The organism is Paraburkholderia pallida, from assembly GCF_004524855.1.
Taxonomy (GTDB): Bacteria; Pseudomonadota; Gammaproteobacteria; order Burkholderiales; family Burkholderiaceae; genus Paraburkholderia; species Paraburkholderia oxyphila.
In genome coordinates this window covers 2,411,137-2,429,516 of record NZ_CP038149.1, presented here as the reverse complement: position 1 = coordinate 2,429,516, position 18,380 = coordinate 2,411,137, and the positions used below count along the sequence as shown (strand labels likewise).

General features: G+C 62.8%; 24 protein-coding genes. 12 read left to right on the top strand and 12 right to left on the bottom strand.

Translation table 11 applies throughout. The features are described 5' to 3' along the window. Nucleotides 1-24: 24 nt before the first annotated feature. From E1956_RS25975 to E1956_RS25965, 4 genes are all read left to right on the top strand, one after another. The gene (locus E1956_RS25975) at nt 25-795 is read left to right on the top strand and encodes a S24 family peptidase (protein WP_167760117.1); all 771 of its coding nucleotides are present in this window, start codon (nt 25-27) and stop codon (nt 793-795) included. Next, nucleotides 743-1,543 carry an exonuclease domain-containing protein gene (locus tag E1956_RS25970; RefSeq protein WP_134754169.1) on the top strand — a complete coding sequence of 267 codons (801 nt, stop codon included), beginning with the start codon at nt 743-745 and terminating at the stop codon, nt 1,541-1,543. Before E1956_RS25975 ends, E1956_RS25970 begins: the two co-directional genes overlap by 53 nt. A gap of 227 nt (nt 1,544-1,770) precedes the next feature. After that, nucleotides 1,771-1,917: a hypothetical protein gene (locus E1956_RS46300; RefSeq protein ID WP_167760116.1), complete on the top strand. Its 147-nt coding sequence runs from the start codon at nt 1,771-1,773 to the stop codon at nt 1,915-1,917. 390 nt (nt 1,918-2,307) lie between these two features. Continuing rightward, complete coding sequence (locus E1956_RS25965) at nt 2,308-2,523, top strand: hypothetical protein (RefSeq protein ID WP_197732874.1); 216 nt, start codon at nt 2,308-2,310, stop codon at nt 2,521-2,523. 98 nt (nt 2,524-2,621) lie between these two features. Here E1956_RS25965 and E1956_RS25960 read toward each other — a convergent pair whose 3' ends face one another. Continuing rightward, nucleotides 2,622-2,894, bottom strand: a complete 273-nt coding sequence (locus E1956_RS25960) for a hypothetical protein (RefSeq protein WP_134754167.1) — start codon at nt 2,892-2,894, stop codon at nt 2,622-2,624. A 616-nt stretch (nt 2,895-3,510) separates the two neighbouring features. Between E1956_RS25960 and E1956_RS25955 the strand changes: the two genes are divergently transcribed. Then, entirely contained in the window at nt 3,511-4,458 is a 948-nt protein-coding gene (locus E1956_RS25955) for a hypothetical protein (RefSeq protein WP_232071620.1), read from the top strand. 12 nt (nt 4,459-4,470) lie between these two features. Here E1956_RS25955 and E1956_RS25950 read toward each other — a convergent pair whose 3' ends face one another. Next, nucleotides 4,471-4,659 (bottom strand): hypothetical protein, encoded by a 189-nt coding sequence (locus E1956_RS25950; RefSeq protein WP_134754165.1) that lies wholly within the window; start codon nt 4,657-4,659, stop codon nt 4,471-4,473. Between the two features lie 86 nt (nt 4,660-4,745). Here E1956_RS25950 and E1956_RS25945 point away from each other — a divergent pair, with 86 nt between their 5' ends. Beyond that, nucleotides 4,746-5,558 carry an adenine nucleotide alpha hydrolase family protein gene (locus E1956_RS25945; protein WP_134754163.1) on the top strand — a complete coding sequence of 271 codons (813 nt, stop codon included), beginning with the start codon at nt 4,746-4,748 and terminating at the stop codon, nt 5,556-5,558. A gap of 67 nt (nt 5,559-5,625) precedes the next feature. Here the strand turns inward: E1956_RS25945 and E1956_RS25940 are convergent, their stop codons facing one another. Next, a complete protein-coding gene (locus E1956_RS25940; protein WP_134754161.1) occupies nt 5,626-5,994 on the bottom strand; it encodes a hypothetical protein in 369 nt (122 codons plus the stop codon). Between the two features lie 160 nt (nt 5,995-6,154). On the opposite strand from E1956_RS25940, the gene E1956_RS25935 reads away from it, so the two are divergent. Further along, nucleotides 6,155-6,361: an excisionase gene (locus tag E1956_RS25935; protein ID WP_134754159.1), complete on the top strand. Its 207-nt coding sequence runs from the start codon at nt 6,155-6,157 to the stop codon at nt 6,359-6,361. Beyond that, a complete protein-coding gene (locus E1956_RS25930) occupies nt 6,309-7,433 on the top strand; it encodes a phage integrase central domain-containing protein (RefSeq protein ID WP_134754157.1) in 1,125 nt (374 codons plus the stop codon). Before E1956_RS25935 ends, E1956_RS25930 begins: the two co-directional genes overlap by 53 nt. 164 nt (nt 7,434-7,597) lie before the next feature. Here the strand turns inward: E1956_RS25930 and E1956_RS25925 are convergent, their stop codons facing one another. The 4 genes from E1956_RS25925 to E1956_RS25910 form a co-directional block, all read right to left on the bottom strand. Then, a complete protein-coding gene (locus E1956_RS25925; protein ID WP_134754155.1) occupies nt 7,598-8,026 on the bottom strand; it encodes a DUF6941 family protein in 429 nt (142 codons plus the stop codon). Next, complete coding sequence (locus tag E1956_RS46295; protein WP_197732873.1) at nt 8,023-8,406, bottom strand: helix-turn-helix transcriptional regulator; 384 nt, start codon at nt 8,404-8,406, stop codon at nt 8,023-8,025. Before E1956_RS46295 ends, E1956_RS25925 begins: the two co-directional genes overlap by 4 nt. A 37-nt stretch (nt 8,407-8,443) precedes the next feature. After that, nucleotides 8,444-8,890 carry a hypothetical protein gene (locus E1956_RS25915; protein WP_134754152.1) on the bottom strand — a complete coding sequence of 149 codons (447 nt, stop codon included), beginning with the start codon at nt 8,888-8,890 and terminating at the stop codon, nt 8,444-8,446. A gap of 352 nt (nt 8,891-9,242) precedes the next feature. Beyond that, nucleotides 9,243-9,797, bottom strand: coding sequence for a response regulator transcription factor (locus E1956_RS25910; RefSeq protein WP_167760113.1), 555 nt, complete (start codon nt 9,795-9,797; stop codon nt 9,243-9,245). Between the two features lie 233 nt (nt 9,798-10,030). Between E1956_RS25910 and E1956_RS25905 the strand changes: the two genes are divergently transcribed. Then, nucleotides 10,031-11,563 carry an MFS transporter gene (locus E1956_RS25905; RefSeq protein WP_134754148.1) on the top strand — a complete coding sequence of 511 codons (1,533 nt, stop codon included), beginning with the start codon at nt 10,031-10,033 and terminating at the stop codon, nt 11,561-11,563. 117 nt (nt 11,564-11,680) lie between these two features. On the opposite strand, the gene E1956_RS25900 is transcribed toward E1956_RS25905, so the two are convergent. From E1956_RS25900 to E1956_RS46290, 3 genes are all read right to left on the bottom strand, one after another. Continuing rightward, complete coding sequence (locus E1956_RS25900; RefSeq protein WP_134754146.1) at nt 11,681-11,950, bottom strand: hypothetical protein; 270 nt, start codon at nt 11,948-11,950, stop codon at nt 11,681-11,683. Nucleotides 11,951-12,072: 122 nt separating this feature from the next. Then, nucleotides 12,073-12,504 (bottom strand): DoxX family protein, encoded by a 432-nt coding sequence (locus E1956_RS25895; protein ID WP_134754144.1) that lies wholly within the window; start codon nt 12,502-12,504, stop codon nt 12,073-12,075. Between the two features lie 256 nt (nt 12,505-12,760). Next, nucleotides 12,761-12,922 carry a hypothetical protein gene (locus tag E1956_RS46290; protein WP_167760112.1) on the bottom strand — a complete coding sequence of 54 codons (162 nt, stop codon included), beginning with the start codon at nt 12,920-12,922 and terminating at the stop codon, nt 12,761-12,763. Nucleotides 12,923-13,206: 284 nt separating this feature from the next. On the opposite strand from E1956_RS46290, the gene E1956_RS25890 reads away from it, so the two are divergent. Next, nucleotides 13,207-14,052, top strand: coding sequence for a helix-turn-helix domain-containing protein (locus tag E1956_RS25890; protein ID WP_134754142.1), 846 nt, complete (start codon nt 13,207-13,209; stop codon nt 14,050-14,052). A gap of 197 nt (nt 14,053-14,249) precedes the next feature. Here the strand turns inward: E1956_RS25890 and E1956_RS25885 are convergent, their stop codons facing one another. Continuing rightward, complete coding sequence (locus tag E1956_RS25885) at nt 14,250-14,708, bottom strand: universal stress protein (protein WP_134754140.1); 459 nt, start codon at nt 14,706-14,708, stop codon at nt 14,250-14,252. Nucleotides 14,709-15,531: 823 nt separating this feature from the next. Here E1956_RS25885 and flhD point away from each other — a divergent pair. Both flhD and flhC read left to right on the top strand, forming a co-directional pair. Then, a complete protein-coding gene (gene flhD, locus E1956_RS25880) occupies nt 15,532-15,852 on the top strand; it encodes a flagellar transcriptional regulator FlhD (protein WP_028220752.1) in 321 nt (106 codons plus the stop codon). Nucleotides 15,853-15,861: 9 nt separating this feature from the next. Then, nucleotides 15,862-16,467, top strand: a complete 606-nt coding sequence (gene flhC, locus E1956_RS25875; RefSeq protein ID WP_028220753.1) for a flagellar transcriptional regulator FlhC — start codon at nt 15,862-15,864, stop codon at nt 16,465-16,467. Between the two features lie 279 nt (nt 16,468-16,746). On the opposite strand, the gene E1956_RS25870 is transcribed toward flhC, so the two are convergent. Further along, nucleotides 16,747-18,354 carry an efflux transporter outer membrane subunit gene (locus E1956_RS25870; protein WP_269467643.1) on the bottom strand — a complete coding sequence of 536 codons (1,608 nt, stop codon included), beginning with the start codon at nt 18,352-18,354 and terminating at the stop codon, nt 16,747-16,749. Nucleotides 18,355-18,380: the final 26 nt, after the last annotated feature.

Here is an 18,380-nt window from a genome sequence, read left to right as displayed (position 1 = left end):
AAAGCCCACCCCAGAATGCCGCCTATGGACAAGTTCGAACGACGCCGCCTGCGTCTTATAGAAATTCGTGACCAGCTATGTGCTGGCTCCGCCGCGTCGCTCGCGAAAAGGATCGACAAATCGGATTCTTACGTGAGTAGGATGCTTTGGCCCGAGGGTCGCGCCGGGAAAAAGCGCATCGGCGAGGATATGGTCGACCACATCGAACGCACGTTTGGCCTTCAAAAAGGCGCGTTCGACTCTGATGCGCCTCTTGGCTCGCTACTTCAAAGCGGGCCAGATGTCAATTCTGTGAATACAGCGGAAAAATCGGGCCTTTTCACTAGCCAGCCTACGGTTTCGGAAGGTAGCCTACACGATCGTAATGTAGAGCCTGGCCCGGAAGTGAGAGGAAAGCTGCCGCTGATCTCCTGGGTACAGGCCGGAGCCTGGGAGTCAGTAGTGGGGAATTTTGCTGTTGAAGACGCACAAGAATGGCTTCTCTCACCGATTGCAGCATCGCCGCGAGCGTATTACCTGCGGGTGCGCGGCCTGAGCATGTTCAATCCGGCCGGCGAGCCTTCGTTCCGCGAAAGCGACTTGATCCTTGTCGAGCCGCAGAGCCACGCCGAGTCCGGCGCGCTCGTAGTGGTGATGCTCGACGATGAGAAAGAGGCGACTTTCAAGCAGCTCATCATAGAAGACGGCAAGAAGTATCTCCGCGCCCTGAACCCAGATTGGCCAAACCGAATAATGCAAGTCAATGGAAACGCCACAATCTGCGGAGTCGTCAAAACCAAGGTCGTCAGGTACTAAAGCGCCTTTCGAAACGGCCATCTTAGGCATCGTCGACACCGAGACGACGGGGCTCGGCCCCAACGACGAGCCGATCAGCCTCGGCATTGCCCTATTTGAGGTTGATCTCCCCAAGGGCGGCCTGGTACGTGAACTCGACACGTACTACGGGCTGCGCGAGCCGTCAGTCCAGATCGGCGCGGGTGCGCTGGCCGTCCATGGGATAACGGCCGAGCAGGTGGCAGGCAAGCAGTTCGATGGATCCCGCGTGACGGCGTTGCTGGAGCGCGCCGACATCCTCATCGCCCACAATGCCGAGTTCGATTTCCGCATGCTCGCGCACATCATCCCGCAAGTCCGCAGCAAACCATGGCGCTGCTCCTATCGGCAGATATGGTGGAGCGACCATCTCCCGGTGCCAAATCGCAAGCTCGACACGATCTGCGAGCATCTCGGCATAGAGCGACCCAATCCGCATAATGCACTCGATGACTGCCGCGCCCTCGCTGCGGCGCTCTTTACCCGAACTGGAAAAACAGCGCGATCGCGCACGTTCTTTGGCGTCGCGCTCTCCAAGGGGGACTTTCCTCTTGTTGTGCCAGCGCGACAAACGGCGCCTGATGCGTCACGGGTGCAAGCTAGCGAGCGGGAATTTCCTACCTACGCTCCCCCGCCAACGTCTAGCATCCACGACAACCTGGTACGCGGCTTCGTCTATCTGCTTTTCATCATATTTTGCCTCGCGGTCTATAACGCGGTCATGAACTGACCGAGTCGCGCCGAAGCATCGGCGCGCCGTGTTGCAAAAAATTTTACCCATAGGTATTGACCTTAAACTTTACCCTTGGGTAACATCCCTCTCACGCACTCACCGAAGCACTGAGCGGGGGCGTCTCAAGTCGGCGCGGCGACTCTAAACAGCCCGTAACGGTCTCCAACGGCAGATAGGACGAGACTCCCCCGCTCAGTGCTGCGATACCTGATGGAGATTGAGAGATGAATCGAATCGCTTGCGATAACGCCCTGCTCGCCGCGTGCGATGACCTCTACAGCCGCGTGAAGCGCGTAGCTGCTGTCGCGCTGCTCGGCGCGGGAGTTGGTGTGTTCTGGTACGTGCTCGTCGCCCTCCGCGCTGGTGCGTAATGGGAACGATCAAGCTCGGCATGCGCCTCTGCGTCGCGCTCGCAGCCCTGGCCGCGCTCATGGCGATTCAGGCTTAGCTGGACGACATGAACGCGCCGGTCAGCTGCAACGTGCAACGCTGCGCCTGATCCCGTAAAAGCTCACCGGAGATCTTGATGTTCATCTTCTTAGTAGTCCTGCTAGTTCTCTGCGTAGGATTCTCGCTTGGTTTCGTGAGCGGATCCTTCTGGGCAACGATCGGTTTGATCGATCGGCGCGCCCGCGAGTACGAGCTCGACGCCGGCTCGCCCTACCCGCGAGTCTGGGAGTGAGCACGATGCGCTGCCATGTCCGCTGCCGCCACTGCGCCACGCGCCGCTGCTTGAAGCGAAAGCTGTCCGAGTACCTGGCGTGCCCGCGTGCGATGTCTGCGGCAAGCGCGACTACCGCGTCGACCGCTGGATGAATCGCCGCAACACGACACGCGTCACGTGCACGTGCACCGGCTACTGGTTCCCGCATCGGCAAGGCTCGTTGTTCTGCTGGAACCGCGCAGACGGCTCGCAACGCTATCCCGGTGATCCGGATTTCGCGGATCGCGAATACGACGGCCTCGCGGCCGCATAAAACAGTTTCGCGACGGCACCCACCGTGGGTGGCGTTGTGTGTCTTGGCCGGTGCCCGTATGGGCCGGTCCTTTTTCGAGACAATTGATGGAATGGAAATCAAACCTGGTGACCGACAATTTCTCTGGTCACGTCCTGCAAGATACAACGCCTGCAATCGTTGAAGGCAGCTGCGTACGCCGCATAAACGCTGGTGAACGGTCCGCACGAGTGCCCCTGAATGTCCGGCTGCCGCAGCGAACCGTGCGGAGGCGTGTAGTAGCCATACGGGCGAGTGATGTAGACCTGCATCAGACCGGCTTCGTCAATCGTCTCGTCAATGCAGGCAGTCATTACACGCCCGCGGAATACTTCCGTGCGCCATCGCATCATCGCGCCTCCTCGTCCGCTTCTATTCACGGACATGGTTCTTACTGCGCACTCGGCATACCCAGTCGCCCGGAGCGGTGCCAATGAACACCTGCCCGGAATTACTCGCAGGCGTGGTGGCCCATTCATTCGGCACGCATGAGACGATCTCGGCCCACATTAGCCGCCCCTTTTTGACGCCCGCAGCGATCGGAAACGCTCTAGCTGAAACTTCGCCGATTGCGCAATCTGATCACACGCTCGATGGCACGCCTACAGTCTTTAAAGGCGGTCCTGAAGGCAGCATCAGGACTATCAAACGGACCATAGTCGCCACTCGCTTCCGCTTGATTCCGCGGCGCGTCTACCGAAGATTCCTTGTATGTGACGGGCTCAACGATGTAGTACTGTGCCTCGCCCTTAAAGGTGAGCCTACTTTCAACTACTGCCCTCATTTGCCAACCATTGAATGTGTCGAGGCGAGTTTCCATAGATCCTCCCGTAGAGAGTTGGGAAGACCATCGCGAGATCGAAAGTACGATTCCCTAACCCATGGTGCGCCTATTACCGGCCGGTCACAAGGCATATATATCAGCGCAATGGCAGAGGTCTCCCCATGCCAATGAGAACGCTACCAGCGTTGCTCGCGGTCGCAGCGACCGTTACTGCAGCGTGCCTCTCCGTCCAGTCAGGCCTGCAGCGCGGTGGCTTCTTTGCCGAGCGCGCGCTGTGGGTCGCAGTCGGCGTCGTGTTGGTCGTGGCCGCTCACCTGCTACCCGCCCTCGTTCGGTCGCACGGCTGGCGAGTGCGCACCGTTGGCGCCCTGCTCTGGATCGGCTGCATCGTCGCTACCTGCTACGGTCACGCCGTCTTTTTCCTGACTGCGGCCCGTCACGCTGGCGAGCTGCGCGCCGCCGCCGTGCCCGTCGTGACTGCGCATGGTCGTGACTTGGCCGTGATCGCCAGTGACCGCGCAGGCGTAGTAGCGCGACTGGCGCGAGTAACGGAGCGCCGCTGCGCCCAGTCGTGTCCGGCGCTGCGCATCGAGCGCGCGACGCTCGCGGCCAAGCTGGACGCGCTCGATGCCGAGAAGGCGGAAGCGCTCCGCGTCGAGGCAGCGCAGGACCGCGCCGCCGCCGCACGCGCTGCCGCCCTCGCCGACCCGGTAACCGGCGCTATGACCGCCTTCGGCCTGCCCGCTGCCCGCGCCGACCTGATTGCCGGCCTCGCCTTCGCGGGCGTGCTTGAGGCTGTCGCCTGCTTCGCCTGGCTGCTCGCGCTGCGTGCCGCGACCGTGACTGAAATCCCGGTAACGCCCGCCCAGCAAAGGAGTAACGCCGAAGTAACGAAGCCAGTCACGCCCGAGAGTCACGCCGCCGCGTCAGTCGCGCAGCCGGTCGCGGCAGAGTCCGCCCCTGTGCTTCGCCTGCCAGTAGTCGAGCAGACCGACGACGTGACCCGAGTCAGGAACGCAGTCACAGCCGGCACGCTGCGCGCGACCGTGACCGAGATCCGGAAGTACCTGGGCTGTTCGCAGTCACGCGCCGCAGCCGTCCGCAAGCAGCTTGAACCCCAACCGATTGAGTGAGACGAGCATGGGTCATCCCGAGTTTTTGACTATCTTCGCCGCGGCGTCGGCAAAGAGCTTCTGCGCCAAATTCAACTCCTCGAGCGCGCGCGCAAGTTCCGAGAAGTCCCCGTCGGGCCGCTCGCGCAGCGCGTTCGACGCTTTCTCAAATCTAGCTCGCGCGGCCTGCAAGCGTTCGTATGCGCCGTTCAGGTCGTCCATTTTCTTTTGCATGGTTTTGGCTCCCCAATGGATCGAGGGAAATCGTAGCACGCAGCACTTGACCCACCACTAACGCAGAGACGCATATGAAGCGAGTTGTCTGTTACTCGGGCGGCCATAGCTCCGGCCGCGTCGCGATCGAGGTGGCGCGCCGCTATCCCGACGACGAAATCGTGCTGCTCAACCACGATCTGCCGTTCTGGACCGAAGACGCCGACATCAAGCGCTTCAAGCGGGAGGTCGCGGGCTACCTTCGGCTGCCGGTCACGTACGCGAGTCATGCGAATGCGCAGTTGGACCAGTTCGACGTAACGGTGGCGAAAAAGGCATTCAAGGTCGACGGCGGCTCCGAGCTTTGCACCAGCGTGCTCAAGACCGAACCGTTCATGAAGTGGCTGGCCGCCAACGCAAACGCCGATGAAACGGTTTGCTACTACGGCTTCGATGCCAATGAGACCGGGCGCATCCAGCGCAGGTCTTCGATCATGGGTGCGATGGGCTGGAAAACTGACTATCCGGTCGCGCTCTGGAGCGAACGCACGATCGTGAGCACGCTTGAAATCGGCATCCCACTGCCGAACACCTACGGCGTGTTCAAACACGCGAACTGTGTTGGGTGCCTGAAGGCTGGCTGGCAGCACTGGTACGTCGTCTATTGCACACGACCCGACATCTGGCTCAAGGCGAAGTGGGCCGAGGACGAAATCGGCTATTCGATCCACCACGACGAGAGCGGCGCGGTCTATCTGGAAGACATGGAAGACCGGTTTGAGCGAATGAAGGCCGCAGGCGTGCCGGCAACCGAACACATCCAGCCGCAGCGCTTTTGGACGCAGGCGAAAAAGATCATTGCGGTTCAGCCGCTATTTGACACGAAACCGTGCGAATGCGTGTTCTGACCACCGCTCACGAGGATTTGAGCACCGGACAACGCCAGCCGAACTCAATGACGTTCGCGTTGCGCACTCAAAGCCTCAAGGCCATGCCCAAACCCATGCAAACAGCGCCCAGCACGAATAGAAGAAACGACATCGCGGATGCGGTCTGTCCACGATTCATCGATTGGTACATGACTTTCGTAGGAATTTCGCCGCTTCCAGCAATCATCGCACCCATAGCCCGAGCTCTCGACCTGAACGCAATGACGCCAAAGCAGATGCCCCCGAGGAAAATGGCCATGCTCCAAAGCAAGAATGACTTTAAATCGCGGAAATGCCCGTTAGATACGAGTGCCTGTGACAGTGCCAACAACGCAACAATTGAGCCACTGTTCAAGGCAACAAGTAGTTTGAACGTCTGCTGCGACCAGCTATTTTCGCTCTCTATAGCGTACATGCGCTTCTCCGCATATCAGTGCGTTTTGCGTCGATCGTAGCATGAGCGCCCGCCAGTCTTATCTCTCAGGCAGCTACGCCGGATTTGGGAGTGAGAGAGGTAACCGTTCTCCCATAGACGGGAACCAGCAACACACGAAACAAGCACGGGGAAATGAACAATGAAGATTCGACTCGATGAATGGCTCAAGCGCGAATTCGATCCGCCGCCCGCAATCCGCACGGCGCGCCAGTGGATCAAAAACCGGAAGATTTTCCCGGCGCCAGAGAAGGTCGGCCGCTCGTACTACGTCGACGACAAGGCCGTCTTCCGCAATGGCGTGCAAAAGCCGCGACTCGTTCACAGGGCATTCGGCTATGGCAGCTAGGCCCCGCATCCGCCGCAGGGCCAATTGGCCTGAGAATCTGCACGAGCCGCGGCCCGGCTACTTCGTGTGGCGCAACCCGATCACGAAGAAGACGATCGCACTCGGCAACGTCCCGCTCGAGCAGGCGATATTCGAGGTGCTCGAAGCTAACGCAAAGGCGAAAGAGGTTGTGGTGACGAAGCGGCTTGTCGAGCGCATGGATGCGCACAGTGAGACGATCACTGTGCTGCTAAAGCGGATGCCCGCCGGCGAGAAGGTGAACACGATCCGCTCGCGCAAGTATCTCGACAAGGCGATCAGCGATGCGATCGGTCACATTCACTGCGATGCGCTCACAACTAAGCACGTCGCAGATATGCTCACGGCCATTGAAGAGCGCGGCGCGATGCGCTGGGCGCTCCAGGTGCGCAGCCGTGTTCGCGCCGTGTGCAGGAAGGGCATGGCGCTAGGCTGGATGGAGAAGAACCCGGCCGAGCCGACCGAGCGGCCACAGGTGAAGGTGAAGCGTCAGCGCCTCTCGCTGGAAGCCTTCCGGGCAATTCTGGCGAAGGCGCCCGAGGTTGCGCTGTGGCTGCCGAACGCCATGTTGCTAGCACTCGTCTCCGGGCAGGACCGCGCGACTATCGGGCGCTGGGAGCGCTCATTCAGCAATAGCGGTGTCTCAGTGCTCACACGCGTGAAAACGGGCGTTCGGATTGCCATCCCGAATGAACTCCGCATGGATGCGATCGGGATGTCGCTCGCCGACGTGATCGCGCGCTGCAAGTCAACGGGCGTCGTCAGCAAGTACCTGATCCACCACATCAGGGGCAATCCGGCGGCACCGAAGGGCAGACCGATCAAGCTTAAGACGATTTCCGAGAAGTTTACCGAAGCTCGTCGCCTCGCTGGGATCCCAGACGGGAACGCGCCAACGTTCCACGAGATTCGAAGCCTTTCAAAGCGACTCTACCTCGAGCAAGGCGGCGTCGATACGAAAGCGCTTCTTGGCCACATGACAGACGCCACGGCCGATCTGTATGCTAATACACGAGGGATGGAGCCAATCAACGTCAAGATCTCTGGTGCCTGAGGTTACCCGAGCGACTGACACGCGGCAAACAGCCAATCGAGTGCAAAATCCGGCCGGTAGCATCCTGCAGCGTTCGGCCAACAATGACTTACGAAAACTAGGTGTAGCCGGTTAAAGAGGCTCGCGACCGGCTAACAATTCGACAAGATCGTCAAGGAAGGCGATTAATCCGCCCGACGTACGAATAGCTTTCCAGCGGTTATTTCCTCTCCATCGCAAATAACCGATGCCTTGATGACCTTCGGGCCGTCAATCGCAAACGGGACAAGGAATACATTCGAGCCGAGGGACAGGCTCGTTGCCGGCTCTTCGGTGTTATTGCGACTCAGAAGTGACTTTTGTGTCGCTTCGAGCTCCTCAGACGATACTTCATGCCGCGCCAAGACATTTGATCCTTCACGGACTTCAAAGGCCAGCGTTCGCATCGGCTGGTCAATTGGCGTGCGTACAAATATGATGATCGCGAGCTTGGGGAGGACGAAAGGGAACGAAGGAACTATCAACTCGCCCCCATAGAGTCCCATCAACGAGGATTTATTGCCTAGTTCGATCCGCACATCATCGCAAAAATGGCAGTACGCGAGGCGACTCATTGAACTTCCACAATGTTGGTTGACTGTTGCTCGATCAGCCCGCGCAGAGAATCTAGGGTGACGTTTAGAGCGTCGGCAAGCTGAACTGCGGTCGAGAACTGAATCTGGACCTTGCCGCCCTCAATTTTTGCAATGTGAGATTGGCTCGTACCGATGGCTTCGGCGAGTTTGGTTTGTGATAACCCCGCCTGTAATCGCGCCGCTGCGATCGAATTTGGTTTGGAGCTAAACATCGAAGTGGCCGCGCGAACACGTGCAGCAACCATCTGCTCTCGAAATGCCGGATCGCGTTCTTCGCGGCGTTGAACCAAAGAACGAGGGCTGCGCCGTGATGCTTGTTCTGTGGGCGTCACATTACTGGATTCGCTAACGACTCTCACTACCAGACCTCCCGTCGATGAGGAGGCCCCAACGGCGTTAGTGTCTGATCGCAAGACCCAGTTCTTCGTAGTCGCTGCGGACGCGTAGGGTAATACGATGGTCAGGTTCATAATTGTAAGCTTCGTCTCGGAGTTCCGGTACGGTGTCGTCCGTGCGCTTCAATACGACCGCCAGAATATGAAACATCTCGTCATCTGGATCGGTCGCAGGCTCGTACGCATAGAGAATGCGGTAGTGCCGCCTTCCCCACTCCATCTCCAACGAATACATGCGATACACGTTATAGCCCGTCTGCTGCAGGGCCACCACCGCCTTACAGTCTAACTGCGGGTCCTTGTGCGTCTGCCGATAGTGCCAACTGCATAGGCGGTCCTTAAGTTCGTCACTGCCGTCAACGATTTCCAAAAACGCCCAAATATCGTACGCGTCGTTGGGCGACCTAGCCTCAATTAGCGCCAGATCGTCCTCGGCATGCTCGTGCATTTGAAGGCTCGCCACTATATCACGCAGTATATAAGTGTAGTTTACGGCAGCTCAAGAGAACAGTTGAGCCAGAACGGTGTGCACGCGTACGTTGACTCTGCAAAACGAAGCCACGCGGCGCGACCGAGCATTTTATACCGGTTGTGAAGGAAACCTGATGGGGCAGCGTGGTCACGTGCGGCGGCAGGTTCGTGCGGCCTTGCGGGCACTCGTTACTTGGGTGATCCCGCGATGCGACAATTTGCGCGTAAGCGTCGACAAAGACCTCGGTTCGAGGGGCCTCAGTGACGCCAATTCGGTCTGCACAAGCCAGAGCGGCCGCTCTGGCGCGTGATAATGAAATTCGCAAGAATCAGCTGAAGGGCGCGAATGGGTCGATAACAGCGCTTCGTGCGCAGCGATCGCCGCACGTAAAGCCAGCAGAGTTTTGAACGAATTTTGAACAGATATTGAACAGCCAAGGCGTGACAAGGCTTTCCGGCTGACGTGCCATGTCGAAGTGATACGGGCCGGCGTCGAGCGCCACATTGTCGTAACGATCCGGAAAGGCCCGCCGCAGCAGTGCGTTCACGCGCGCGCGAAACACCGACGGACACACCGGCAGGCTCACGTAGTCGTCCGCGCCCACCGAGAACGCGCGCACCACGCTTTCGTCCGAGGCGTCCTCGGAGGCGAACAGCACCGGAATCTGATTGCCGTTCACGGCGCGCACCGTCTTCAGTAATTCCGTGCCCGAGAGCCGCGAGCCCTGCCAGTCGAGCACGAGCATGTCGACGGTGGATGCGGCCAACGCCTTGGCAAGCGCAATCCCGTCACTGAATGGCATGCACGCGTGCCCGGATTGGGCGAGCGTACGCTCGATCAGCCCACGCTGGGCGGCGTCGCGCTGAAGAATCGCGATACGCATTGAGACCTCCCTTATACGAACAAAGCGGGTGCAATTCTGTGGAGATGTGCAAAGGCCGCCCATAAGAGGACTCTTAATTGCGCCGGTGTAGGGAGATTTCCTGCGGCGTCGGTGCGCAAGGCTGACAGGCAAGGGCTCAAGGCGATGGCGAGCGGCGTCGGACGATGCGGCTTGCTTCGACCTTTCACGCCGGACTGAAACGTCGAAGCGGCCAGCGTCCTAAGATAAGTCGCATGAATACGTCATCTACCTCCGCCCCGCCGTCGCAGCCCGACCAGCCCGTCCGCTTCACGCCCGCGCTTGTGCGCGTCGTGGCGACCGTGAGCGTGGGCTTCGTCGTGACCCAGCTCGACGTCACCATCGTCAATATCGCGCTTGCGCGCATCGCCGCCGATCTGCACGCTAACGTCGCCCGGCTGCAATGGATCGTCGATGCCTACACGCTCGCCTTCGCCGTTCTGATGCTCTCGGGCGGCGTGCTCGGCGACCGCTACGGCGCGCGCCGCATGTATGCGGCCGGCCTTGTCGTGTTCGCGCTCGCCTCGCTGGCCTGCGGGCTCGCCGCCAATCCGGCCCTGCTGATCGCCGCCCGGGCGCTGCAGGGCGCGGGTGCGGCCGCCATGCTGCCCAATTCGCTCGCGCTGCTCAACGAAGCCTGCCGCCACGAGCGCACACTGCGCGCCCGCGCCGTGGGCTTCTGGACGGCCGCCGGCGCCATCTCCATCGCCGCCGGGCCGATCGCCGGGGGACTGTTGATTGCCGCGTTCGGCTGGCGCAGCATCTTTCTCGTCAATCTGCCGCTGTGCGCGGCCGGCCTCGCCGCCACGCTGGCGTGGATTCCCGCATCGCGCCGCGAGACCGGCGCCTCGGCGGCACCGGGCGCGCCCTCTGCGGCCGGCGCGCCTGTGCCACGCCCTCGCAGCCTCGACGTGCGCGGCCAGCTGCTCGCCGTCGTCGCGCTCACGGCGTTCACGGGCGCGGTGATCGAATGGCGGCCGCTCGGCCTCGCGCATTGGGCCGTGTGGGGTGGTTTCGTGCTCGCCTTCGCCGCGGGCGCGGCGTTCGTTGCGCTCGAAGCGCGCATCGAAGCGCCCATGCTGCCGCTCGCCATGCTGCGCAACCGCACCTTCAGCGCGGCCGTGCTGTTCGGCGTGTGCGTGAACCTGACCTACTACGGCACCGTGTTCGTGCTCGCGCTGTTCCTGCAGCATGCGCGCGGCCAGTCGCCGTTGCAGGCGGGGCTCACCTTCATCCCGCTCACGGGCGGCTTTCTGCTCTCCAACATCGCGAGCGGACACGTGGTCGCCCGCTACGGCACGCGCTTGCCGATGATCAGCGGCGCGCTCATTGCGGGGCTTGGCTATGCGCTCCTGATACCCGTCGATGCGAATACGCCGCTCGTCGCCCTGCTCGCGGCCTTTCTGCTGATTCCCGGCGGCATGGGGCTCGCGGTGCCGGCCATGACCACGACCGTGCTGGCGTCGGTCGAGCCGGCGCGTGCGGGCACGGCCTCGGCGCTGCTCAATACGGCGCGCCAGGCGGGCGGCGCGGTAGGTGTGGCGGCGTTCGGCGCGCTCACGGGCAGCGGGTCGGCCGCGCAGGTCGTGAGCGGCCTGCATGCCGATACGGCGATTTCGGCGGCGCTTCTGCTGGTGGCCGCCTGCCTTGCCTGGAATATGCGCGCAGACGCGGCGCATCCGGCCCAGGCCCCTGCGGACGCGAAGCGGATGAAGGCGACGCGCCGGGACAAGCGCGCGTACGAGTGAGGCGTGGGAAATAAGGAGATGCCGCCGCGGCCCCGGAGATAGCGCTCGCGAGCGCGGCCACAGCCGGCCGCCGGGCCTTTGCCCCGGCGCCGGAACGCCGCGCGCGAATGCGCCCGCCTAAAGCGGCGCTTCCTGAATCGCGCCCGTGCTCAGCGCACGCTCGATCAGGCCTTCGGTTTGCGCTTTGCGAATGGCATGCGCGATCAGCCTTTCCGGCTCCTCGAGCTCGGCCTTGAGCGTGCCGATCAGCCCCGACGCGTCGAATATCACCAGCGTCTTCGCCGTGTCGGCGGCGCTGATCAGCACGCGCCGCGTGCCGTCTTCGGCAAGGCTCGCGCAGAACTGCCCAACCTTGCCACCCACGTTGAAATCGAAGTTCTCTATCACGACCCGCTCCCAGGTTTCTCGTTGGATCTTGTTCGTTGCCGACATGCCGCGCCGCACGGCGCCGCGCCTGCGGCAAGCGCCGTGCCGCCCAGGCACACTACCCGGGCCCACGACGGGGCCATTCAGCCCCGCAGGCCACCGCGCGGCGCACGCATTCCATCAATGGAAGCACGTCCCGCGCCCGTTACCGTCAGCAACAGGAATCCACCGGCGATCGCGATGTTTTTCCAGAAATGCACGACCGCGTCTTGCTGCAGTGCAGCTTGGGTCACGTTCCAGAAATCGTGCCCGAGTACGGCCGTGACGATGGTGTACACGGCCAGCGCGAACGCCACGAAACGCGTGCGCACGCCGAACACGAGCGCGAGTCCGCCGAGCAGTTCCACCGCCGTGGCGACGGGCGCCGTGAATTGCGGGTAGGCCACGCCGTGCGTGTGCAGATAAGCGATGAACCCCGCGTACCCCAAAAGCTTCATGGCGCCGCCCCACAAAAACAGAATCGCGAGCGCAATACGGGCGATGAAGATGATGAGGGAATCGGCGGGACGTGTCATGAAGGGCTCCGGTATGCAATATGGCAGTGACCCTGACCCCGTCCTACAGTTCCCTACCTAATGGATTACGCGCATAGCGGCGGCTTGCGGAACCTCCGCCGCTGGCCCGAACTCGATCCCGCGTCCAGACGACTGCGGCAGCCTCGAAAATTGCTTCGGACTGCCATCTATTTCCCACCGCTAAACGCGTGTGCCGGGCGCGCGATCCGCGTTTACCCGCACACGCTTGATTTCGGAGATCGGCTTGCTGGCACGCTCAATGCTTATGGCGCATGCCGTGTCCGCGGTGCGCGTCGAGCCAGCGGGTCACGCGCTCTTCGAGCACGCCCCGGCTACGGCGCGACACGGCCCACATGGCCGCACACACCACCACCATCACGGCAGGACCCAGCAGATAAGCAGCAACCGTTTCCCTCATGGCTCCATCTCCTGTCGCTGGGACTGGGTGCCCACGCACCGGGTCCCATCCCATGCAAAGCTCGCCATGCCATCGAACAAATTATGAGATATGAATTCTAGGCGAAACGCGCGGACATCGATAAGCGGCCTGCGCGAACGTCGCGGAGAATTTTTCGCGCGAATTTCTTATGTCGGCGCTCGCCACCCGGCGCAGCCCGTGCCGGCGGGCGCCCGAGCCCTGTACGCCAATCCATTACCTCACGGGTAATCGATCGAACGCGCCATTTCGCTAGAATCGGCGTCATGAACACGCTCGCTCACGCCTTCGCCGCTCCCTCCACTGTGCCCCCGGCCGCCGGCGCGGTGCGGCGCAGTGTCGGCGAACTGCTGCGCGAGTGGCGGCTGCGCCGCCGCATGAGCCAGTTGCTGCTCGCGACCGAGGCGGACATCTCCACGCGGCACCTGAGCTTCGTGGAGTCGGGCCGCTCGCTGCCCAGCCGCGAGATGGTCATGCATCTTGCCGAGCGCCTCGAGGTGCCGCTGCGCGAGCGCAACGCGCTGCTCGTCGCGGCGGGCTATGCGCCGCTCTACCGGGAGCGCGCGCTGGACGACCCGCAGCTCGCAGCGGCGCGCGAAGCCGTCGAGCCGGTGCTGCGCGGCCACGAGCCCTACCCGGCCCTCGCGGTCGACCGGCACTGGAACATCGTGGCGGCCAACGCGTCGCTCGCGCCGCTCGTCGGCGACGCCTCGCCCGCGCTGCTGACCGCGCCCGTGAACGCGCTGCGCCTGTCGCTGCATCCCGAGGGCGTGGCGCCGCGCATCGTCAACTGGCATGCCTGGCGCGCGCACCTGCTCGCGCGTCTGCAGCGGCAGATCGAGGCGAGCGCCGACCCGGCTCTCGTCGCACTGCACGACGAGCTGGCCGCCTACCCGGCGCCACCGCACGCCCTCCCCGCGGCCGCCGAGCCGCTCCAGCAGTCCATCGCGGTGCCGCTGCGCATCCGCACCGCGCTCGGCGAACTGTCGTTCTACAGCACGACCACCGTATTCGGCACGCCCGTCGACATCACGCTCTCCGAACTCGCGATTGAAGCGTTCTTTCCCGCCGATGCGCAAACCGCACAAACGTTGCGGGCGCAATCAGTTTGAAGCGCCACGTGTCATGCCCGCCGCCTCCATTCCACATCAGGCGAAGCGCTCTTTTACCTTTTCTGCCGCATTCATCACCGAGGTCAAGCGCGTGCCGATCCTCGGCGACAGGCGGGCCACGGTTGCCGGAGCGCACTCGCAGGCGCTCCCCGCCCGCGCTCGCACGGCCGGGGTCTGCTCGCCCACGCGAACAGACCCTAGGCGGCCGCCGCTTCGGCGGCCTCCGGCGTCGTGACCACGAGCACGCTGCACGACACGCGGTCGAGCAGCTTGCGATCGTCCCGGCCCTCCCACCAGCGTGCGAACGGGCCCCGGCGGTGATGGGCCAGCACGATGAGGTCGGCGTTGAACGACGCGCTTGCACGCGCGATCTCGTCGATTGCGCGGCCCACGGCGAAATGCCCCGTGGCCTCCAGCCCGAGCGCTTTCAGGCGCGCCACGCCGTCTTCGAGAATTTCTTTCGCCGCAGCCTCGGCAGCTTCATAGGGCACGGCGGACGCGATGTCGGTGCCCCACTGCAGCGGCGACTGGTCGAGCACCGCGAGCAGATGCGTCTGCGCGTTGCATTCGAGCGCCAGATCCTTGCCCTCGCGCAGCGCGCGACGCCCTTCGCGCGTGGCGTCGTAACACAACAGAATGCGGTTGAACGCGCCCATCTCGCTTCTCCCTGGTTCGCTCTGCCCGAACCCAACCTGCCGATTGAAACGGTTACATTGTTTATATCACGTCATGATACAAAGCAACAGTAAAGCCCACGTCGCCCGGCTTGCACCGGTAACCACGCCGATCGGTCTCGCGCCGGTCGAAACGGCGCCAACGCCGACCTGAGCGTCGCGCCCTCCCGAAACGGCGCCACGCCGCCTGCCACCGCCACGGCCGCCGCCTCGTCGGCAGACGACGCGGTTCCGACTCATGCAATTTACATATCCGCGTAAAAGAACCGTGTTACAAAGCGCGTCAACGTGCCCCACGGCCCACCCGTCTGTCACATCTTGACAAAACTAGTTACACAGGGTCGAAACACTTGTTACAACTCAATCCTCATACTAATTGAATCTGTAACGAGTATTTATTACCGATAAATGCACATTCTTTCAGTTGCATTAATCCGAAAAAGGCCGTTAAAGCGCGTTTCGACATTCATTGAGCATACCCCGACACCCCTCCGGAAAACCCTTACGACACAGCACTTTACGGCGAATCTCCCGTCCCACAAGGCCGTGCGGGTCGCCGTCACAAATGCGTCACGGATAATCAGAAAAAAATACCGAAAATATTTGTAACAGCCTGATTATTTTTTGCGAAGGGGATTGATTTCTCGAAACTGTCCTCATACAATTCGCTCCAACATGTTACGAGTTGTAACGTGTTGTATCAAAGAGTCAGGCGACGCCACCAATGAGCGGGCCGACCAAAGACCAAAAAAGTTACAACGGCGAACAACGCCGGGGGGTTAATCGGGGCTTCGGAAAAGAGAAAATGGACCGCAGCAGCGAGACGCTGGATTCAATCCGCGAAATTAACTTGTCGTACCTGATGCTCGCACAGCGCATGCTGCGCGAGGACAAGCCAGTCGGTATGTTCCGGCTGGGACTGTCGTCGGAACTGGCCGATCTGCTTTCCGGTCTGTCGCTCGCGCAGATCGTGAAGCTGGCCGCTTCCGACCAGCTCCTTTGTTTGTTCCGCTTCGACGACCATGCCATGCTGTCCGCGCTCACGCAGACAACCCGGCATGCCGACGTGGCGGCCACCCACGCGGCCATCCTGCTTGCAGGACAGCCTGCGGTGCAATTCGCCTGAGGACGGGTCATGTCGACGAACCGACGCAGCCTCACCGAAGATGCACAAGAAGTCTTTCGTGCGATCGCGCTGATCGAGCTGGGTGCGCGCATGCAGGTGCTGGAGAGCGAGCTGTCGCTCTCGCGCGACCGCATGATCCGCCTGTATCGCGAGATCCGCGGCGTGTCGCCGCCCAAGGGGATGTTGCCGTTTTCGGCGGACTGGTACATGACGTGGCTCGCGAACATCCACGCGTCGCTGTTTTACAACACGTACCTGTTCCTGAAGCATGAAGCGCGTTGCTCGCATCTCGACGCGCTCACCAAGGGGTTCCGGCTGTATCTGGAACACTGCCAGCACAGCGGGACCGAGCCGGTGCTCGATCTCACGCGTGCGTGGACCCTGGTGCGGTTTTTTGATGCCGATATTCTGCAGATGACGCCTTGCTGCCGCTGTGGCGGCAAGTTCGTCGCGCACCGCCACGACCTGCAGCACAACGTCGTGTGTGGCGCATGCCAGCCGCCTTCGCGCGCTGGCAAGACGAAGAAGGCGGCTGCAGCGCGACGGGGCGCAGAGCAGACCGAACGCGACCTTCCGGTAGAAGTCACGCCGGATGGCATTGCCGAGGCTGCATAAGCGTAGGAGACCAAAGATCCGGCAAGCCGCGCAGGCCGAACCGGGCGCAGCAAGAATAGACGCGAAGCCGTTCGGCGCTTGGGACGAGTGCCGGACGGCGAAGCGCATTAAGGGCTGTTTTGCCCTCCCCCTTCCGCCAGGCGCCGCGCGCCCCGCCTTCCTGCCGTTCCCCTCAATTCCCGCTGAACGTCTGCCCGCTCTTTGCGGGTGATGCCGCCAGAGCACACCGCAAGACACTGCGGTATCGGCTCCGGCAATTCCCGCGTAAGGACCCGCCGCTCAGCTCGAAGCGAGCGGCGCGCCAGGCGCCGCACTCGCTGCCGGCGCAGGATCGGAATTGCCCGCCGGCTGCACAGCAGGCTGCCCGCCAACCTGCACACCAGGCTGCGCATCGGGCTTCACATCGCCCCATCCGCCGCCCAGCGCGCGGATCAGATTGACGGTCGCCACCGCCTGCGAGCCCTGCAGATGGCTCGCCTGCAGTTGCGAGACCAGCACCGAACGCTCGCTATCGATCACGTTCAGATAGCTCACCTCGCCTTCCTCATACTGCGTGCGCGAGAGATGCGCCGCGCGTTGCGAAGCGCTCACCGCGTCGTCCTGCGCGCTGATCTGGTCGTTGAGCAGGCGCAGGTCGGAGAGGTTGTCCTCTACGTCGCGGAACGCCACGAGCACCTGCTGGCGATACTGCGCGACATCCTCGTCGTACTTTCCGCGCGCCTGCGCGAGGTTGGCCTTGCGGCGACCGCCGTCGAACAGCGGCAGCGTGAGCGCCGTGCCCGCGAACGGCCCGAGCAGGAACGCACGGCTCGACCACATGAAGAGGTCGCCGAGCGAGGCCGACTCGAAGCCGAACGCGCCCGTGATGTCGAGCTTCGGAAAGAACGCCGACTTCGCGAGGCCCACGCGCGCATTCGCGGCGGCCATCGCGCGCTCGGCGGCGGCAATGTCGGGGCGGCGTTCGAGCAGCGTCGAAGGCAGCCCCGGCGGCACCTGCACGACCACCGGCGCGAGCGGCGTCTCGGGGAACGTGAAGTCCGCCGGCGCCTTGCCGAGCAGAATCGCGAGGCTGTGCTCCGAGGCCGCGCGCTGGCGCGCGACGCCCACGGCGTCGGCGCGCGCGCTCGCCAGCTCGTTGCGCGCCTGCGAAACGTCGAGCTCGCTGATGTCGCCTTCCTTGAAGCGGCGCTCGACGAGCTTGAGCGCGTCCTCGCGCAGCGCCACCGTGCGCCGGTACAAATCGACGTCGGAGTCGAACTGGCGCAGCTGGAAGTAGTTCTGCGCGACGTCGGCCTGCAGCGCGAGCTGCACCGAGCGGAACAGCGCCTCGCTCTGCTGCTCGTCGGCCTGCGAGGCGTGCACGTTCGAGCTCACGCGGCCGAACAGATCCGCCTCATAGCTCGCCGTGGCCTGCGCGCGCCAGAGCGTTTGCGTGGGCACATTGGCGTTCTGCGGCAGGTATTGCGAAGCGGGCGATGCGCGCTCATAGGTCGGACCGAAGCCCGAGTCGATCGACGGGAACCACGAGGCACGCGCCGCCTGCGTGAGCGCACGCGCCTGCTGCACGCGCGCGGCAGCGGCCTTGAGGTCCTGGTTGGCCGCTTGCGCCTGCTCTTCGAGCTGGTCGAGCGCAGGGTCGCCGAACACCTTCCACCACTGGCCGCGCTGCGCGTCTTCGGCCGGTTGGGCGGGCGTCCACGAACCCACGTCGTGCGGGCCGGCTGGCTGGCCCTGCGTTTGTCCCTGCGTTTGCAGCGGCGCTTCCTTGTACGCCTTCGGCACGCCTGCATCGGGCGCCTTGTAGGTGGGCTCGACCGAGCACGCCGCGAGCCATGCGAACAGCGCCACGCTCGCGGCAAGCCGCGTCAAGCGCCACAAGCCACCCATGTCGTCGATGCCGCTCGCCTTGCCCG

What these genes read in the sequence shown, in the direction of transcription:
- E1956_RS25870 (WP_269467643.1), bottom strand. Translation starts at nt 18,354, where the DNA reads ATGGGTGGCTTGTGGCGCTTGACGCGGCTTGCCGCGAGCGTGGCGCTG.
- E1956_RS25935 (WP_134754159.1), top strand. Translation starts at nt 6,155, where the DNA reads ATGAAGATTCGACTCGATGAATGGCTCAAGCGCGAATTCGATCCGCCG.
- E1956_RS46300 (WP_167760116.1), top strand. Translation starts at nt 1,771, where the DNA reads ATGAATCGAATCGCTTGCGATAACGCCCTGCTCGCCGCGTGCGATGAC.
- E1956_RS25915 (WP_134754152.1), bottom strand. Translation starts at nt 8,890, where the DNA reads ATGCACGAGCATGCCGAGGACGATCTGGCGCTAATTGAGGCTAGGTCG.
- E1956_RS25895 (WP_134754144.1), bottom strand. Translation starts at nt 12,504, where the DNA reads ATGACACGTCCCGCCGATTCCCTCATCATCTTCATCGCCCGTATTGCG.
- E1956_RS46290 (WP_167760112.1), bottom strand. Translation starts at nt 12,922, where the DNA reads ATGAGGGAAACGGTTGCTGCTTATCTGCTGGGTCCTGCCGTGATGGTG.
- E1956_RS25910 (WP_167760113.1), bottom strand. Translation starts at nt 9,797, where the DNA reads ATGCGTATCGCGATTCTTCAGCGCGACGCCGCCCAGCGTGGGCTGATC.
- E1956_RS25925 (WP_134754155.1), bottom strand. Translation starts at nt 8,026, where the DNA reads ATGAGTCGCCTCGCGTACTGCCATTTTTGCGATGATGTGCGGATCGAA.
- E1956_RS25885 (WP_134754140.1), bottom strand. Translation starts at nt 14,708, where the DNA reads ATGGGCGCGTTCAACCGCATTCTGTTGTGTTACGACGCCACGCGCGAA.
- E1956_RS25890 (WP_134754142.1), top strand. Translation starts at nt 13,207, where the DNA reads ATGAACACGCTCGCTCACGCCTTCGCCGCTCCCTCCACTGTGCCCCCG.
- E1956_RS25945 (WP_134754163.1), top strand. Translation starts at nt 4,746, where the DNA reads ATGAAGCGAGTTGTCTGTTACTCGGGCGGCCATAGCTCCGGCCGCGTC.
- E1956_RS25975 (WP_167760117.1), top strand. Translation starts at nt 25, where the DNA reads ATGGACAAGTTCGAACGACGCCGCCTGCGTCTTATAGAAATTCGTGAC.
- E1956_RS25950 (WP_134754165.1), bottom strand. Translation starts at nt 4,659, where the DNA reads ATGGACGACCTGAACGGCGCATACGAACGCTTGCAGGCCGCGCGAGCT.
- E1956_RS25970 (WP_134754169.1), top strand. Translation starts at nt 743, where the DNA reads ATGGAAACGCCACAATCTGCGGAGTCGTCAAAACCAAGGTCGTCAGGT.
- E1956_RS25960 (WP_134754167.1), bottom strand. Translation starts at nt 2,894, where the DNA reads ATGATGCGATGGCGCACGGAAGTATTCCGCGGGCGTGTAATGACTGCC.
- E1956_RS25940 (WP_134754161.1), bottom strand. Translation starts at nt 5,994, where the DNA reads ATGTACGCTATAGAGAGCGAAAATAGCTGGTCGCAGCAGACGTTCAAA.
- flhC (WP_028220753.1), top strand. Translation starts at nt 15,862, where the DNA reads ATGTCGACGAACCGACGCAGCCTCACCGAAGATGCACAAGAAGTCTTT.
- E1956_RS25930 (WP_134754157.1), top strand. Translation starts at nt 6,309, where the DNA reads ATGGCGTGCAAAAGCCGCGACTCGTTCACAGGGCATTCGGCTATGGCA.
- E1956_RS25905 (WP_134754148.1), top strand. Translation starts at nt 10,031, where the DNA reads ATGAATACGTCATCTACCTCCGCCCCGCCGTCGCAGCCCGACCAGCCC.
- flhD (WP_028220752.1), top strand. Translation starts at nt 15,532, where the DNA reads ATGGACCGCAGCAGCGAGACGCTGGATTCAATCCGCGAAATTAACTTG.